We start from the raw sequence: 15,780 nt of genomic DNA on the forward strand, positions 1-15,780 counted from the left end.
TCGGATGCAAGCCACTAGGAAACGCAATCGTTTGTGTAATTAACGCAATCGTTTGTGTAGTTTTTAGGGATTCCTCCAACCTTAAGTACACCGTGCTGGCTCGCACTTTACCATAAATTAAGGCCTCATGCTAACTAAAAGGATGTAAAAAATCGTTCGGAAATGACGGGCTAACTAAGATACTTCACGCCGCATTTCGGTTACCTGCGTATCTTCGATAAGAATGGCAATATGGGCGCGGGTGCCTTCTATCATCCCATCTGGCGCGATCCGGTTTTCGATATACCACTGGATATGGTCACGGTAGCTCTTGTTAAATAGGTCTATTCGCTTGTCGGTAATCCGATGCCCCATGCTTTTGTGTTCTTTAGGCTCCATAGCCGGCTCTCCCAGCCCCACCCCGTTATCCTCAACGGTAAGCTGGATGGCCGACCGGCCCGATGTGGCCACAATCCGGAGGTGCTTATACGCCCGTTTGGAGGGCGCCAGGCCATGGCAGATCGCGTTCTCTACAAAGGGTTGCAGCAACAGGGCGGGGATGACATCGCGGTGCTCCCATTCTTCCATTTCGTTGACAATATCGTACGTAAATTCACCATCAAAGCGGTTTTTTTCCAGCTTTAGGTATTGGTCGAGCAACATCAACTCATCGCATACACGGTGCACCGGCCGGTGCGAAATTTCCAGCACCCGGCGAATAAAGCGGCTGAAATGGACGAGGTAGTTGAGCGCGCGTTCATATTCTCGCTGCTCCACCAAAAAACGGATTGAGCCCAAGCAGTTGAACATGAAGTGCGGATTGATCTGCATCCGCGTAGCGATGATTTCGGCCTCCATGAGGTTCCGCTCATACAGCGCCTTCAGGTGGGCGTCTTTCTGCTGCTTAATCAATTCGTCCGACCGCATTTTCAACCGCCGCATGCGGAGCTTGAAAAACGTGAAACCAGCCACCACGGCCAGCAACCCTACCATCGCAAAGATGATTACGTTTCGGGTGTTCAGCTTGGCTTCTGTCAACTGCTTATCTTTGGTGAGTAACTCGATTTCAGCCTCCTTGCTCTCCAAATCATATTGCTGTTTGATCGCCGAAATTGCAACCTGTTGGTCGTGTAAGGCCAAGCTGTCTTTATACTGTTGGGCGATCCGGAAATAAACCAAGGCTTGCTTATTGTCACCTTGCTGCTCGTAGGTTGCTGATATCGCCGCCGCGCTGTGTTGCAGCATGGCATAGTGCTCCAGTTCCTTGCCGACCGCGTACGCTCGCACATAAGCCTCCAACGCTTGGTTCAGCTGGCCATTCTGCCGAAAAACGTCGCCAATACTACTCACCACGGTAGCCTGCCCAAGTACGTTGCCCAGCTCCTCATACAATGATAGTGAGCGCTCAAAATAAGCTTTCGCCATTTGCTGGTTTCCCCCTTCTGTCAGATAGCTGTTGCCAAAGGCTTCCAAAGTGATGGCAATGCCTTTCTTGTCGTCCATTTCCTCATTCAACCGCTGCAGCTCGGCGAGGTATTCGCGCGCACGCTGATGATTCCCAACCTCATCGTAATAGCTTCCTATCGAAAGATAATTCATCGCCTGCCCCAGCGTGTTGCCGGACGCCTTTGCAATTTCCAACGCCTGCCGCAGGTGTTCCAATGCCTCCTCCTGGCGCCCAGGTATGCTCATCAGCGCAATACCCAGTCCGTTGTTAGCGATTTCCCGGTTCTTGTTGTCCTGCTCTTTTTCGGCAATAGCCAATGCTTTCAGGTAATACGCAACCGATACATCGAAATTGCCGTTATGGCGAGCCGCCACCCCGGTGTTATTAGCAAAAATCATTTTACTCAGCGGCGGGATGCCGAGGTTTTCCGTGAGATCGAAAGCTTTCCGGTGTAGGGGCACCGCCTGTGCATAGTATTGATGGTAACGGTAGAGCAATCCGAGGTTGTCCAGCGCCCTAGCATAAAGATAGGTATCGCCCAGATCGACCGCGTGCTGCACTGCTCGGGTTGCCTCCACCATACAGCGATCGCCATGATGCGCTTGGCGGTGGTACAGCCGCGATAGCTCAAGTTGCGTCTTCACGTAAGCTGAGTCTATAGGCGCATTCGTCAACAGCCGTTCCAGGCTATCCAAGGGATCGGCCTGCACGGCGATCGGCAACGAAATGACGACACCCAAGATAATCATGGCCGTTTGTTTCAATAGGAGACTCAATGTCATAACTGGCACATTATAACAACGAAGTTACTGTTTTATTTTTTTGTTATTATCTTTTTATTGCTTCAAACAATCCAACAATCAGCCGCTTGCGCGAGGCACTTACTGGAATTTCCTTCCCATTCACCAGCACGATGTACCCGCCATCGTTGCGTACATATTTCCGCATATACTGCGGATTGATTAAATACGATTGATGGGTACGGATGAAGAGAAACTTTTCCATCACTTTTTCAAACTCCTTGAGCGTTTTGCTAATCAACAATGTCTTACCCGATTCGAAATGGATGTTGGTATAATTGTTCTCACTTTGGCAGTACAAAATGGTCTTTACGTCGATAAACTCAAAACCATCCAGGATGGGCACCGCCACCTTGTTGCCCAACAGACCATCCTTCTTGAGGCTGTCGAGCAAGGCGCTGATTTGATTGTTATCCTGTTCCAATTCGCGCCGCTCCCGCCAGCCCATCACCGCATCCATCAGCTCCCTTTCGTCTACGGGCTTTAGCAAGTAGTCCACCGCCCGTACTTTAAACGCCTGGATGGCATATTGACTGTAAGCCGTGGTAAAAATCACGTCGAAAGGCGGCTGCTCAAATTGATCCAATAATTCAAATCCGCTTATTCCGGGCATCTCTACATCCAAAAACAAGAGGTCAACCGCCGTTTCCTGCAAGGTCTTAATCGCTTCACGAGGTTTGGTACTGTGAAATACCACCTCAAAATCGGGGAATAGATGATTGATATGTAAAAGTAGGCTTTTCACACAATGCTGTTCATCATCTATTAGGGCAATCTTAAACATAGATTCTATTTCAAGTGGTGTCGGTAATCATTTAAACAATCAGGGGTATAGCAGGTTCTCGGCGGTCGAAGCTGCAGGCATCGATACGTATGATAAGCTCCACACGCGTACCGGATAGGTTCCCATTCACATCTGTCATCGGCTCGATGCGCCAGTTGATGTGGTCCGAAAAACTACTGTTATACAGCTCAATACGCTTATTTGTTATACTGTGCCCCATACTGGTATGGCCATCGACCGACGGCGCTTTTGGTACAAATCCCACCCCATTGTCTTCAATGACTATCACTATACCCGTGATATCCGATCGGGCGCTAATAGCGATGCGCTTGTATCGCCGCTCGCTGGGCAGCAAGCCATGCCAGATGGCATTTTCCACAAACGGTTGCAACAGCAGTGCAGGTATAGCTTTCCTATCAGCCCAATGCTCAACTTCATCGGTGATACGGTAGCTGAAGTCACCGTCAAAGCGATTTTCCTCCAGCTTGAGGAAATGCCCCAGCAGTTGCAACTCAGCCGCCACCGTAAGTACCGGCTCTTCGGAGGTTTCCAGCACGTTCCGGATAAACCGACTGAATGTAACCAAATACGCCATCGCTTTGGCATTTTCATTACTTTGAATCATGTATTTGATGGCCGTGAGGCTGTTAAACATAAAATGTGGATTCACCTGCATGCGTGTAGCGATCATTTCTGCTTCCATCACGCTCTTTTCGTACTGCGCTTTCAGTTTGTCGCGCTTCTGTGCTTCAATAAGGGCGGTGGCTTTCTTTCGCATCCGTCGTATCCGCACCTGAAAGAAAATCAGCCCCAGCAACAAAATCAGTAGTCCTGACATCAGGTAAATGATGAGCATACTGCTTCTCAACTGCGCTTTTTGAAGCAATTTATCCTTGGTGAGCAACTCGATTTCCGTCTCCTTACTTTCAAAATCATAACGGGTTTTAATGGCTGCGATTGCTGTTTCCTGTTCAATAAGGGCTAGGCTATCTTTATACAATTGGGCTACTTTGTAGTACTCCAGCGCGTCAACAGGATTGTGCTGGTCTTCGTAGATACGTGATATGATCTCGGCACTCTCCTTAATCAAGTGCTTGTTGTTTAACCGGACACCCACATCCATAGCCTGCCGAAAATACACCAGCGCCTGCGTCAATCGCTGGCTCCTAAAATGAATATCGCCAAGGCCATAAAGCACTTGGGCCACGCCAATTTCATTGCCCACTTTCTCAAAACGTTGCCGGGCCCGCTGGAGGTAGAACTGTGCCGCAGTCAGGTCACTGCCCTCCTTCAGGAAACTGTTACCGATAGCTTGGAAGGTAATGCCCATGCCGTTTTCATCGCCTAGGTCCCCGTTCAAGAGCTCCAGCTCACGAAAATATTTCCGGGCTTTCCCGTGCTGTCCTATCTCATCGTAATATCCGCCGATAGAGAGGTAATTCATCGCTTGCCCTAACGTGTTGCCTGCGTCTTTCGCAATCTGAAGGGCTCGATGCAGATAGGCCAGAGCTTCCTCGCTTTTACCCGGCAAACTCATTAATGCTATTCCGAGACCATTGGAGGCAATTTCCATATTCTTCTTGTCTCCAGCGCGTTCGGCAATAACTAAAGACTTCAGATAATAGTTCACCGCGATATCGTTGTCGCCATTATGACGTGCTGCCACCCCCGCATTATTGGCAAAAATCATCTTGCTCAACGAGGGCGTATCTTCATTTTCGATCAAATCAAATGCCTTCATGTGCAGCGGCAGGGCTTTCGCATAGTGCTGATGATAGCGGTAAAGCAGCCCTAGGTTGTCCATGCTCTTAGCATACAAGAGTATGTTATCGAGTGTTGCCGCCTTTTTCATAGCGGCTGCGGCTACACCGAGGCAATCGTCTTCATTGTGGCTGGTTCGGTGCCGCTGCCGCGACAGCTTAATCTGCAGTTCTACACGCACCGAGTCGTTTTGCTCGTGCTGCAGCAACCGTTGTAGACTATCCAACAAGCTATCCGACAGGGCACCCCGGTCGATTCCGGATGTTACACTCGTTATTAATATAAAGGACAAGGCTATATATTTCGTTACGTCCATAGTAGTTACGCGGCAAAAGGTGATTACTTTTGGGCTAAAGTGATTATAAATTCCGCTTTTGTTCCTGCCCGCCTGCCATCATTGAATTCGATCAATTTGAAATCAATTTTATCGTCGAAACTGTAATTGAATAACTTGATCCGCTCGTTGGTCAAAGAAATGCCCAACTGCTTGTCGGTTGTCTTCTTTTGGTCGCTATTTCCAGGTCCCGCCCCGTTATCGGTAATTGTGATGGCAAGCTGGTTGTCACCTGCTGTTACGACTACCGTAATTTCCTTGTTCTTCTTTGGGCTATTCATCAATCCGTGCCACACGGCATTTTCCACCGCAGGATGGAAGAGCATGGGCGGTACCATCACCCCCTGCAGCAGCGGGTTGTTTGCGCCGCTAATTGAATATGAAAAATCATTGTCGAACCTATTCTTTTCGAGCTTCAGGTACTTTTCGATAAGGCTCAGTTCCTCTTGGATGGGAATCACCTGTTTCCGGGAGTTTTCCAGCACCATGCGGATAAACCGGCTGAACACGACAAGATACTCGATCGCAATTTTGTTTTGGTCGCTTTGGATCAGATAAGTTATGGAGTTAAGGCAGTTAAACAGGAAGTGCGGATTGATCTGCAGCGTACGGGTCAGCATTTCCGATTTTGCCATTTCAATATCAAACTCTGCTTTCAGCCGCTTCTTCTCCTCTTTATTCAAGTTTTCTTGTGTCCGGATGATTTCCTCCTCTCGTGATTTCACTTTCTTTTCAAGCCGCTTATTCATCTCGCTTACCAACAAGCGGTTCTCATTGAGCTGCTCAATGTGCTTTGCTTGAGCCACCTGTTTTTCCTCGACCAAGTGGACGAACCGCTGTCCCAGTGCAAGCGCGAAGAAAAGCGTTTCCACAAGAATACCCGCTTCAAAATATGTAGGCGCCGTGGCGGCATAGAGTCCCGGCAGGGGCAAATCACTAAACGAGAACCGCACCGACGCTACAATCGAACCAATAAAATAGGCCAAGCTGCCCAGCACAAACGGGCCCTTTACGGGCGACTGGATATGTCTGATAATCCATATGATAAAATAGGTGCTCAACGAGAAGATAATCACGCGCACTGTCATAAAGATGTACGACGTATAGGCGATGATTATCGGGTATAACGCATAGTACGCAATCGCATAGACTACGCAGGCTACCGCCCATATATAAAAGGCCTGGGCCACACGCCGGCTTTGGTTGCCAATGTCAATTAGCTCTACCGTAAAGAAAATATACGCACTGAACGCCAGCAAGGTGATGGGCTCAATAATGCGCCTGTTGGCATAGAAATAATTACCAAATAGCTCACCGATCCAGGTGGAGGCTTTGATATTGATAAAACCATACACCAACGAACAAAGGAGGAACAAGGTATAAAAAAGGTAAATCCGTTCCCTGTTCTTGAAATACAGTATTGAAACAAAAAATATCAGCACGGCTACAGCGCCGCAAAAAAGCAATCCGGCAACGTCCGATTGATGTACGATGTCCGTGCGATGCGGTAATTCGGTCAATTCCCGCATGCTATCTTAGGTATACATCTGACCATATCCGTATTCGTCTAATCCGTAAAATCTATAAATATAGGCTTTAATAATATTTATGGAAGAGTCAGTTACCAAATCGCCCATTGCAGTGAGCATTCGGCCCTAATCAGCAAGTATCTAATTTCTGTACACTCCGCAATAACCCAGATTTGCCAATTCTAACCCGGACCTACACTTTTCTCCCTAATAGCTAGCATATACTCACCCACTATTGTCACAGGGGTTTATTTAGTGTCCTTTTGTATCGTAATTATATTAACTAAATTTTATTAACGCCATGAAAAAACTCGTATTCATTATCACATTCATCACCTGCACGTACTTCACGGCATCGGCACAAAAAGGCGGCATCCACATCGGCGCCGGCGTGGATATCGGCCTGCCTCTCGGAAACTTCGGCGAAGGCTACGGCATCGGCATCGGAGCATCGGCCAAGGGCTTGTACGGCATCAGCGACGCTGGCCAAATTACCCTTACGTTGGGCTTCCTGCGCTTCGGCATGAAAGACGACAGTGATTTAGTCTCTGGCTCTACGGCACTTATCCCGTTCCTACCCGGCTACCGCCATCGGTTTGGCAACCTTTATGCTGAAGGGCAACTGGGACTCACTGTCGTACGCACATCCATCAAATTTAAAGACGACGATTTCGGTATCGGTAATCTCGCAGGAAGCACATCCGCAACCCACCTCGGCTACGGCATTGGCGGCGGCTACCTAATGGGCAATTGGGACCTCGGCCTCCGTTTCCAAGGGGTATCCGGATCTGGTGGTAGCCTGGATTTCGTTGCAGCCAAAGTAGCGTACAACTTCCAGCTTAACTAATCGCCTGTAATCGCCTGCGTCCAATTGTTAAACATTTTCATATCATAAACTACTGATGAAACTCAACTATCTGATTACAACGTTACTGTTGCTGGCCATCACAGCCACCTCCTGCAAAAAAAACGACAGCGGTCCCGGCGACTTGCTTAAACCCGGCTCAATGAGCATGAACGTTAATGGTGACCGAAAAGAAGCGGGGTCGGCCTTTGTATTTACGGCGTACGAGCCCGAGAACGACTATTATCTCGTTGGAATTACAGGCTTTTTTACTGCCGAAGGATTCACCGATGACGAAGAGGCCGGCGACGCCTTCCACATTTACATGGGAATGACAGGCGCCCAATTCAATAGCCCCAAAGGCACCTACGATGTGGTTGCTGAAGAAAGCGATATGGAAGGACAGCCCACAGTCTATGCCCTTTATCAGGTTGGTATCGGTACCCAGGCGGGCAACACATACGGTATTGTCGATGCAGATAAAACAGTTGGCAAACTCACCATCACCGATTATGCCATCGGCAATCAAAACGGCATTCCAGGTATTTCCGGCAAAGGTTTTACGAAACTACAGGGTACCTTCAACATGACCCTAACTGGGGTGAAAAACGATGGCTCGGGGGGCGCCGGTGAAGTCGTGATTACCGATGGTAAATTCTCCGTACGGAACGGGTTCGGTTTTTAGGGAAAGGCAATGAAAGCATGGATCGCCCTGATTGCCCTGAGCTTGGCTGCGGCCCCCGCCGCCCAAGCTCAGGTGCTTAAAAAGTTGGGCAACAAAGTTGAAAAGAAGCTGAACGAACGGGTGGAGCGGAAGGTAGACCGCAGCATCGACAAAGTGCTGGATAAAGCCGACAAGGAAACGGACAAACCCCTCGACAATGCACTGAACCAGCCAGCAAGTACGAATAAGGCCCATAAGGAGGTTGCAAAGGAAGCTACCCGCGATGGGAACACAACTGTGGAAAGCGAGCCGGTACGGGAAGCATCGCCGGGAGAAGGATCGGTCATGCTGATGGCCGGGGGCAGCTGTGCCGATTTCATCTGGTTCCGTGAAGACGCCATGATAGAGTTTACCTATCATGATGCGAATGCTAAGCTCATTAACCAAACACGGATGACCGTCACCGAGGTCCAAACGACCGGCGAAGGGACAATTGCACTGGTCCGTTCATCCGGCGAAAGCGGCCACAGCTTCGACCTCAAAATGGTGTGTAGCGGTGGCAACCTCTATATGGATTTCGGTTCCCTCATGAAGCAGGCCCTAGCGCAGTCAGGCCAGGCGGGTATCGACACTTCGGCCTTTGAAAACACCGTAAAGACCACCGAAATCAGTTTCGATGACGCGTTTCTGGTCTTTCCGGACGCCTTTTATGCAGGCCAGTACCTGCCCGATGCGGAAGTCACCATCAAGACGAGCCCTGCACCACAGATGACCTTGGAAATCACCTCCACCCTTTCGGGAAGAAAAGTGGAAGCTAAAGAAACCATTCAGACCCCCGCGGGTCAATTCGAATGCATAAAAATCAGCGGCCGCCGCCATACCCGCATGAAAGTCATGGGAATGGACAAAGTGCTTGACGGTGGCACGGAATACCTCTGGTTTGCCCCCGGCATTGGTGTCATCAGGCAAGATACGTACGACGATAAAGATAAATTGCAAGGCAGTATGCTGTTGAGTGCCTTCAGGCGCTAAGCAGCTATTCACTCCTTTTAAACAAAAACCTCACAAGATCATGAAAAAAGTACACATTTTGTTCATTGCTACCGGCCTGCTGGCCGCCTGCTCAAAAGACGATTCCGGACCGACATGGAACGACAAGTTCGGCTCGTGTTTTCAAAACTTCGATTATCAATACGAAAAGATGTTGACAAAGGCCGATGTGAACAAACATATAACTATCGACGAAGCAAGCTACAAACTCGATGTCAGCAGCATAAAGGGCCAGTACGGAAACGCTACTTATTCGTGGAACAGCAACCGTCCCGATGTGGAAATGGAGTTATTGGGCCAGAAGTTTATGGTGCCCGACCAAAACCGGGTGGAGTTCACTCAGCTGCACTTTTATAACGCAAAGGAACTCGAACTGTATAGCCAGCAGTCTGTCATCGACCTATTCGACATCGAATACCGAGAGCTGTCCGATGCCGAGGTAAAGGAAATGCGCGAAAATCTGGAGCGCCAATATGCCGGTGATCCGGCAGGGCTGGAGCAAGCCAATAAGCTCTTGGATGCCAGACTGAACTTCAATTACAAACGGCTAGATCAACTGGGCGACCGGGCCTACTGGAGCTGGGGGCAATATGGTCTTGAGTTGAACGTACTAGCGGGTACGGCTTCTTTTTCGCTCCGAACCAAGCTCAGTGCCGAAGCAGCAACCACGCTCCCCATTACCGTTGCTCTTGCGAAAGAGATTCTGACGAAGTGCAATTAGGTACGTTGATTAAGATATCGGCAACACATAACCGCCGATATCGATAACCAGTGTAGGTTTCGCTAGCTGCATATCGGTAATCGCTTCATTTGTGACGTCGGTTCCAAAAAAATAAACGTGCGTCAATGCAGGCAACGCTTTCAGGTAGCCGACCCCCTTGTTTCCTACGGCGGTCGATGACAGGTTGAGGTATTGCAGTTGCTGGCATGCGACCAACGCTTTGAGGCCCTCGTCAGTCACAGCCGTGTGCTCCAAGTGTAGTTTCTGCAACGTGGCCAGTTCACCAATATGGATCATGCCCGCATCGGTAATCGCTGTACGGCCCAGTTGAAGCTGTATGACGTTTTCTTTGAGGCCAACCAATAATGCGGCATCGGCATCATGGAAGTCCGGTGCGTTGATTGCACTTACCATCACATAGTTGCTGCCCTGCGCAATCGGCATCACCTTAATGCCCCGCGCTGCAAGCTGTTGTACCGCATCCTGATTGAGCGGCGGCGCTTCAGGCATCGCTTGCTCGGCATTTCCCGCTTCCAACCCCGCCAATATGGCGGCAATTTCAACCGACTGCTCTACATCGGCAACATGGCCATCAAATGGTGCCCCATTTTCAATCCACCAACCAATTAAGGCAATTTCATTGGGTGTTATCGGCGTGCGGCCTTTCGGCGGCATGCGTTCCTCATCACCCGTGGGGAGCGTCAGCCGGCGATAGAGCTCACTTTCATCAAGCTCGCCGGGCACCACTACGGTGCCGCCGTCACCTCCGGTCAATAGGCTCGCCTGTTGATGCAATGCCAGCCCACCTTCTTGCTTGGTTGCTCCATGACAAGTTTGGCAACGCCGGGCCAAAATGGACTGGATTAATCCGTCATACACCGCCGCAGCCTGTACATTTTTAATCACAAATGGCTCCTCTTCTTGCTCCACACCGAGTAGTTTGCCGAGCGCGGGCGGCATCGCCTCGGTCAAATACCCCTTTCCGTGGGTCAGTGTTCCCCCGTAATGGCCGGTTACACACAGCAACACCATCAATATGCTGAAAATCAAAAGTCTCCCCTTTACCAACAACCGTACGCCAGCACGCAGTTCGGTACCCTTGCTGTAAAGCCACCACACAAGTACGCTCAGCAAAGCCACCGCAATACCGAACCATTGATGGAAATCCAATGTGCGGGTGTCATAGCCGCCATAGCTGGCAAGCAACAGCCCCAATACACTGGCCAACACGGCAGATATCGCCCCCACGAGCAGGGTAAAGGGTACGGCCGGGCGAAGTCCGGCGTACACCTCGCGCTTGGAAACCCAAGCGATAATAAACGACACCAACAGTATGCCTATGGGCAAGTGTACCAGTAACGGATGCCACCGACCAAAGAACAAGATCAGATCCCCTCCGTTTTCCATTATTGGTTATGCCTCGCTTTAAGCCGTTTAAACATGTACTTGTTTATCGGCCACCGATTGGCCACGGGGTGCTCTGTACAGCGCCTATCCCCGCTTTGCTGTTTTTTCTTCATCGTTCAGTAGGTCTCAATTAAACAATGGCGCTGATTAATTCTCCCTCCACATCGGTAAGCCGGAAGGGCCGTCCCTGAAACTCGTAAGTCATGCGCTCGTGGTCAAAGCCCATCAGATACAGCATGGTGGCATGGAGATCGTGTACCGACGTACGTCCACCGATGCCTGCAAAACCGATTTCATCCGTTTCACCATAGCTCACGCCGGGTTTTATTCCACCGCCCGCCAGCCAAACGGTATACGCGTCAGTGTGATGATCACGCCCGAGGAATGGCATATCTTTATCGTCGCGGTTTTCCTGCATAGGCGTGCGCCCAAACTCGCCTCCCCACACCACAAGCGTTTCGTCCAATAAGCCGCGCTGCTTCAGGTCAAGCAGCAGCGCCGTCATGGGCCGGTCTATTTCCTTGCATTTATCCCTAAAACCGATATCGATGGAGTCTCTGGCGTTGGTCCCGTGGCTATCCCAGCCCCAGTCGAACAACTGCACGAAGCGTACCCCTTGTTCCACCAGCTTCCGGGCCAGCAAGCAGTTGTTGGCAAACGACTCCTTTCCGGGCTGTGTGCCGTAGAGTTCGTGAATGTATTCGGGCTCGCTTTCGATGTCCATCACTTCGGGTACGGCCACCTGCATGTTAAAAGCCATTTCGTACTGTTCAATGCGTGCCAACGTTTCCGGGTCGCCATAGCTGTTGTATTCTTCCTGGTTCACGGCATTGATAGCATCAATAGTTTGTCTCTTCAAATCCCTGCCCATTCCATCCGGATCGCTGATATACAAAACGGGGTCGCCTTTCGATCGGCATTGTACCCCTTGATATACCGACGGCAAAAAACCGCTGCCCCACACGCTTTTCCCTGCATCGGGCGTTTTCCCGCCCGACGTCAGTACCACGAACCCCGGCAGGTTGCTGTTTTCCGTACCGAGACCGTAGGTTACCCACGACCCCATACTGGGCCGGCCCAAACGTGCGTGGCCGGTATGCATAAAAAGCTGGGCCGGTCCATGGTTGAACTGCTCGGTATGCATCGCTTTCAGGAAACTCACCTCATCTGCTACTTTACTGAAATGGGGCAGGTAATCAGAAATCCATGCGCCGCTCTGACCATGCTGTTTAAATAGCGCTTGCGGACCTAGCATCTTGGGTACTCCCCGTATGAAGGCGAATTTCTTGCCTGCCAGCAGGGATTCGGGGCACAGTTGGTTATGTAGTTTTTGGAGTTCCGGCTTGTAATCAAACAGTTCCAGCTGCGACGGCGCACCCGCCATGTGCAAATAGATGACGCGCTTTGCCTTGGCAGCGAAATGAGGCGCCCGCGGCGCCATCGGGTTCATCGAATCAAGCGCCATACCCACGGCCCGTTGGCCATCGGGTCGCGATGCACATCCACCCAACATATATCCCAGCGCCATACCGCCGATGCCGGCCACGCATTCCCGTAGGAAATGCCGCCGGGTTACCGACTGTAATTGATATTGCTGTGCTTCTTTCGCCAACTTATCGATATCCATAGCTATTATGATTTCGTTAAGAATTCATCCAAATTGATTAGGGCATTTGCCACTACTGAAAAAGCAGCCACGCGGACGTCGCCCTGCTCGGTCGCACGGAAATCACTGTTAAACTGTACCAATGCCTCGGCATGAGTCGAGTAGTAGGTGTATGCCTCGTCGTAAAGCTTGCGCAAAGCTTCCTTTTTCTCCTCGGCCAGATCCCGCTGCATAGCCAGCCGGTAGCCTAGCGTGATCCCGTTGTCGATTCCATCGTCAGCGACGGCAGCCATCCGCTTTCCTAGGTGGTACGCCGCTTCGAGGTATACGGGGTCGTTGAGTGTGGTCAATGCCTGTAACGGCGTATTGGTCCGTATCCGATCTACCACGCACACCTCGCGGCTAGACCCATCAAACGTAACGAACGACGGGTAGGGACTTGTACGCTTGATAAATGTGTATACCCCCCGACGATATTGATCTTCCCCCTCGCTTTTCCGCCAGGTTGCCCCACTGTACACGGTCATCCATACCCCTTCGGGTTGATGAGGCATGACGCTGGGACCGTACATCTTGTCGCTCAATAGCCCACTAACGGCCAGCGACTGATCGCGGATTTGCTCTGCTCCGAGGCGAAACCGCGGCCCCCGGGCATAATATTCATTCGCCGGGTCGGCTTCCATAGCCCCATCGGCAATCGTAGACGACTGCCGGTAGGTCTTCGCCATCACCATCTCCTTCAGAAGGTCCTTTATGTGCCAATCCATGCCGTGCATAAACTCCAGTGCCAACCAATCGAGCAGTTCGCGGTGTATGGGCGGTGTACTTTGGGTCCCCATATCACCCAACGGCTCCACGAGCCCGCGGCCGAACAGCTGTGCCCAGAGGCGGTTCACCACCGTACGGGCAGTGAGCGGGTTGTCCTTGCTCACTACCCATTGGGCAAACCCAAGCCGGTTGTTGGGGGCACCCTCGGGGAAATCGTTCAGCGCCTCGGGCACGGCCGGCTCCACTACGTCTCCGTGCACCATCCAGTTGCCTCGCTCGAAGACATGGGTTTTACGCATCATATCCGGGGGGTTCTCAACCATAATCGGTATTGCAGGTGGTTGGTGATTCAGCAACTGTATGAAATCGGCCACTTTTTCTTCATAAGCCGGATCTTCGGCCCCCGCCAACCGGGGTCGGAAGGCCATCCATTCGACCATCGCTACGGCCTGTTCACCCGAAATCGACGGGTTCCGGAACGTCAGATACAGATCGTGGATTCCTGTGATGGGCTGCATGGGAACCATAACGACTTGACTACCCTGTGTGGGCGGTATGGTAAAATCAACCAGCACCTGTCCGGTAGGATGATCTACACGTATCTCCATTCGCGCGTTTGGGGCCGCCCCAAAATAACTCAGGTAAAACGCGTCCTTCCCATCCAGCGTAATCGCTTTCATCCGGGCTGTGCCGCCACTACGCATAGCCAGCCATTTGGTGTCCGCCAACGCACCATTCTCCAACGAGTCGCAATAATGCGCATGGTATTTCGGTTCCAGCGTAGTAAGAAACAGGTCGGCCGATGCCAACTGTTCGGGCGTGGCATATTGTGCCAACCACGTTTCGATACTGTCTATCCGTCGTTGCTCTGCGGCACCGTATAGCCGTAGCTTCGGGTGCTCGCCGAAGGTGTCTTCGTCGCGCGTGTTATTAAAAAAAGCATACGACTTATAGTATTCTTCAAATTTGATGGGGTCGTAGGTGTGGCTATGGCACTGCACACACTCAAACGTGGTACTCATCCACACCTGGTAGGTGGTGTTAACCCGGTCTACTACGGCCGCCACGCGAAATTCCTCGTCGTCCGTGCCCCCCTCATCGTTATTCATCGTATTGCGATGGAAAGCGGTTGCAATCAGCTGATCTTTGGTCGGTTCCGGCAATAAATCGCCAGCAAGTTGTTCAATGGTGAATTGGTCAAACGGCATATTAGTATTGAAGGCCTTGATCACCCAATCGCGATAGGCCCACATCTCACGCCCATTGTCTTTCTCATAGCCCTTGGTATCGGCGTACCTTGCCAAGTCCAACCACCATGCCGCCCACCGCTCACCAAAATGCGGGGATGCGAGCAGGCTATCCACGCGGAGTTCGTATGCATTTTTGCGAGCATCGCCGACGAAAGCTTCCACCTGTTCCGGTGTAGGCGGCAGGCCTGTGATGTCGAGGTGCAAGCGCCGCAACAACGTTTCCCTTTCTGCTTCAGGCGAAAAGCCGATACCTCTTTCGTTGTGTTTCTCCTTGATAAAGTAATCAATGTTGCTAGGGAATCGGCTTCCACCACCGCCCAATAGACCCCCGAATGAAAAACGGGGCTTGGGTACGGGTACCGATTCGGGCAGGTCATACGCCCAATGCGCCCCCCATTCCGCCCCTTCGTTCACCCACCGTGTCAACACATCGATTTCCTCTTCACTAAGTGGCGGCGCATTGTAAGGCATCCGAAGTTCCGGATCATCTTCATTAAGCCGCTTAATAAAATTGCTATGGGCCGCATCGCCCCGCTTGATGGCCGGTTCTCCGGATTCCGTTGAGGCGAAAGCCTCCTCCTCGAATAGCAGACTGAAGCCGCTATTTTTCTTTACACCGCCGTGGCAACTGATACAATGCTTGTTGAGGATAGGTTTCACGTCTGCACTGAAATCAACCCGCTTTTCGCGCCGCAAGCTAAAGAACCCGATAAGCAGTATGGCTGTGCCGATTACGCTATATACACCTATTTTTTTCAACATCTCGCGATTCTTTCCGTTTACTGGTTAGCACCGTTAGTCCGTTGATGAACTGATCGTATTTTCTTTCAACGACA

At 51.0% G+C, this 15,780-nt stretch carries 11 protein-coding genes; 4 read left to right on the forward strand and 7 right to left on the reverse strand.

Annotated features, from left to right (window positions below; genetic code table 11):
• Positions 1-174 precede the first annotated feature (174 nt).
• The 4 genes from VNQ80_RS08960 to VNQ80_RS08975 are packed head-to-tail and all read right to left on the reverse strand — an operon-like array spanning position 175 to position 6,634.
• Positions 175-2,208, reverse strand: a complete 2,034-nt coding sequence (locus VNQ80_RS08960; RefSeq protein WP_325637628.1) for a tetratricopeptide repeat-containing sensor histidine kinase — start codon at positions 2,206-2,208, stop codon at positions 175-177.
• Positions 2,209-2,254: 46 nt separating this feature from the next.
• The gene (locus VNQ80_RS08965) at positions 2,255-3,010 is read right to left on the reverse strand and encodes a LytTR family DNA-binding domain-containing protein (RefSeq protein ID WP_325637630.1); all 756 of its coding nucleotides are present in this window, start codon (positions 3,008-3,010) and stop codon (positions 2,255-2,257) included.
• Between the two features lie 31 nt (positions 3,011-3,041).
• Positions 3,042-5,087, reverse strand: a complete 2,046-nt coding sequence (locus VNQ80_RS08970) for a tetratricopeptide repeat-containing sensor histidine kinase (protein ID WP_325637632.1) — start codon at positions 5,085-5,087, stop codon at positions 3,042-3,044.
• A gap of 23 nt (positions 5,088-5,110) precedes the next feature.
• Positions 5,111-6,634 carry a sensor histidine kinase gene (locus VNQ80_RS08975; RefSeq protein WP_325637634.1) on the reverse strand — a complete coding sequence of 508 codons (1,524 nt, stop codon included), beginning with the start codon at positions 6,632-6,634 and terminating at the stop codon, positions 5,111-5,113.
• Between the two features lie 301 nt (positions 6,635-6,935).
• On the opposite strand from VNQ80_RS08975, the gene VNQ80_RS08980 reads away from it, so the two are divergent.
• From VNQ80_RS08980 to VNQ80_RS08995, 4 genes are read left to right on the forward strand one after another with little or no spacing between them, the layout of a single operon-like run.
• Complete coding sequence (locus VNQ80_RS08980) at positions 6,936-7,481, forward strand: hypothetical protein (protein ID WP_325637636.1); 546 nt, start codon at positions 6,936-6,938, stop codon at positions 7,479-7,481.
• Between the two features lie 55 nt (positions 7,482-7,536).
• Positions 7,537-8,163: a hypothetical protein gene (locus VNQ80_RS08985; protein WP_325637638.1), complete on the forward strand. Its 627-nt coding sequence runs from the start codon at positions 7,537-7,539 to the stop codon at positions 8,161-8,163.
• A gap of 9 nt (positions 8,164-8,172) precedes the next feature.
• Entirely contained in the window at positions 8,173-9,174 is a 1,002-nt protein-coding gene (locus tag VNQ80_RS08990) for a hypothetical protein (RefSeq protein WP_325637640.1), read from the forward strand.
• 40 nt (positions 9,175-9,214) lie between these two features.
• Positions 9,215-9,913, forward strand: coding sequence for a hypothetical protein (locus VNQ80_RS08995; RefSeq protein ID WP_325637642.1), 699 nt, complete (start codon positions 9,215-9,217; stop codon positions 9,911-9,913).
• A 9-nt stretch (positions 9,914-9,922) separates the two neighbouring features.
• Here VNQ80_RS08995 and VNQ80_RS09000 read toward each other — a convergent pair whose 3' ends face one another.
• The 3 genes from VNQ80_RS09000 to VNQ80_RS09010 form a co-directional block, all read right to left on the reverse strand.
• Positions 9,923-11,320 (reverse strand): c-type cytochrome domain-containing protein, encoded by a 1,398-nt coding sequence (locus VNQ80_RS09000; protein WP_325637644.1) that lies wholly within the window; start codon positions 11,318-11,320, stop codon positions 9,923-9,925.
• A 130-nt stretch (positions 11,321-11,450) separates the two neighbouring features.
• Positions 11,451-12,947 carry a DUF1501 domain-containing protein gene (locus VNQ80_RS09005; RefSeq protein ID WP_325637646.1) on the reverse strand — a complete coding sequence of 499 codons (1,497 nt, stop codon included), beginning with the start codon at positions 12,945-12,947 and terminating at the stop codon, positions 11,451-11,453.
• A gap of 5 nt (positions 12,948-12,952) precedes the next feature.
• Positions 12,953-15,706: a DUF1553 domain-containing protein gene (locus tag VNQ80_RS09010; RefSeq protein WP_325637648.1), complete on the reverse strand. Its 2,754-nt coding sequence runs from the start codon at positions 15,704-15,706 to the stop codon at positions 12,953-12,955.
• Positions 15,707-15,780 lie beyond the last annotated feature (74 nt).

Source organism: Parapedobacter sp. (genome assembly GCF_035556095.1).
In the GTDB taxonomy this organism is placed as follows: Bacteria; Bacteroidota; Bacteroidia; order Sphingobacteriales; family Sphingobacteriaceae; genus Parapedobacter.

What these genes read in the sequence shown, in the direction of transcription:
- VNQ80_RS08960 (WP_325637628.1), bottom strand. Translation starts at nt 2,208, where the DNA reads ATGACATTGAGTCTCCTATTGAAACAAACGGCCATGATTATCTTGGGT.
- VNQ80_RS08965 (WP_325637630.1), bottom strand. Translation starts at nt 3,010, where the DNA reads ATGTTTAAGATTGCCCTAATAGATGATGAACAGCATTGTGTGAAAAGC.
- VNQ80_RS08970 (WP_325637632.1), bottom strand. Translation starts at nt 5,087, where the DNA reads ATGGACGTAACGAAATATATAGCCTTGTCCTTTATATTAATAACGAGT.
- VNQ80_RS08975 (WP_325637634.1), bottom strand. Translation starts at nt 6,634, where the DNA reads ATGCGGGAATTGACCGAATTACCGCATCGCACGGACATCGTACATCAA.
- VNQ80_RS08980 (WP_325637636.1), top strand. Translation starts at nt 6,936, where the DNA reads ATGAAAAAACTCGTATTCATTATCACATTCATCACCTGCACGTACTTC.
- VNQ80_RS08985 (WP_325637638.1), top strand. Translation starts at nt 7,537, where the DNA reads ATGAAACTCAACTATCTGATTACAACGTTACTGTTGCTGGCCATCACA.
- VNQ80_RS08990 (WP_325637640.1), top strand. Translation starts at nt 8,173, where the DNA reads ATGAAAGCATGGATCGCCCTGATTGCCCTGAGCTTGGCTGCGGCCCCC.
- VNQ80_RS08995 (WP_325637642.1), top strand. Translation starts at nt 9,215, where the DNA reads ATGAAAAAAGTACACATTTTGTTCATTGCTACCGGCCTGCTGGCCGCC.
- VNQ80_RS09000 (WP_325637644.1), bottom strand. Translation starts at nt 11,320, where the DNA reads ATGGAAAACGGAGGGGATCTGATCTTGTTCTTTGGTCGGTGGCATCCG.
- VNQ80_RS09005 (WP_325637646.1), bottom strand. Translation starts at nt 12,947, where the DNA reads ATGGATATCGATAAGTTGGCGAAAGAAGCACAGCAATATCAATTACAG.
- VNQ80_RS09010 (WP_325637648.1), bottom strand. Translation starts at nt 15,706, where the DNA reads ATGTTGAAAAAAATAGGTGTATATAGCGTAATCGGCACAGCCATACTG.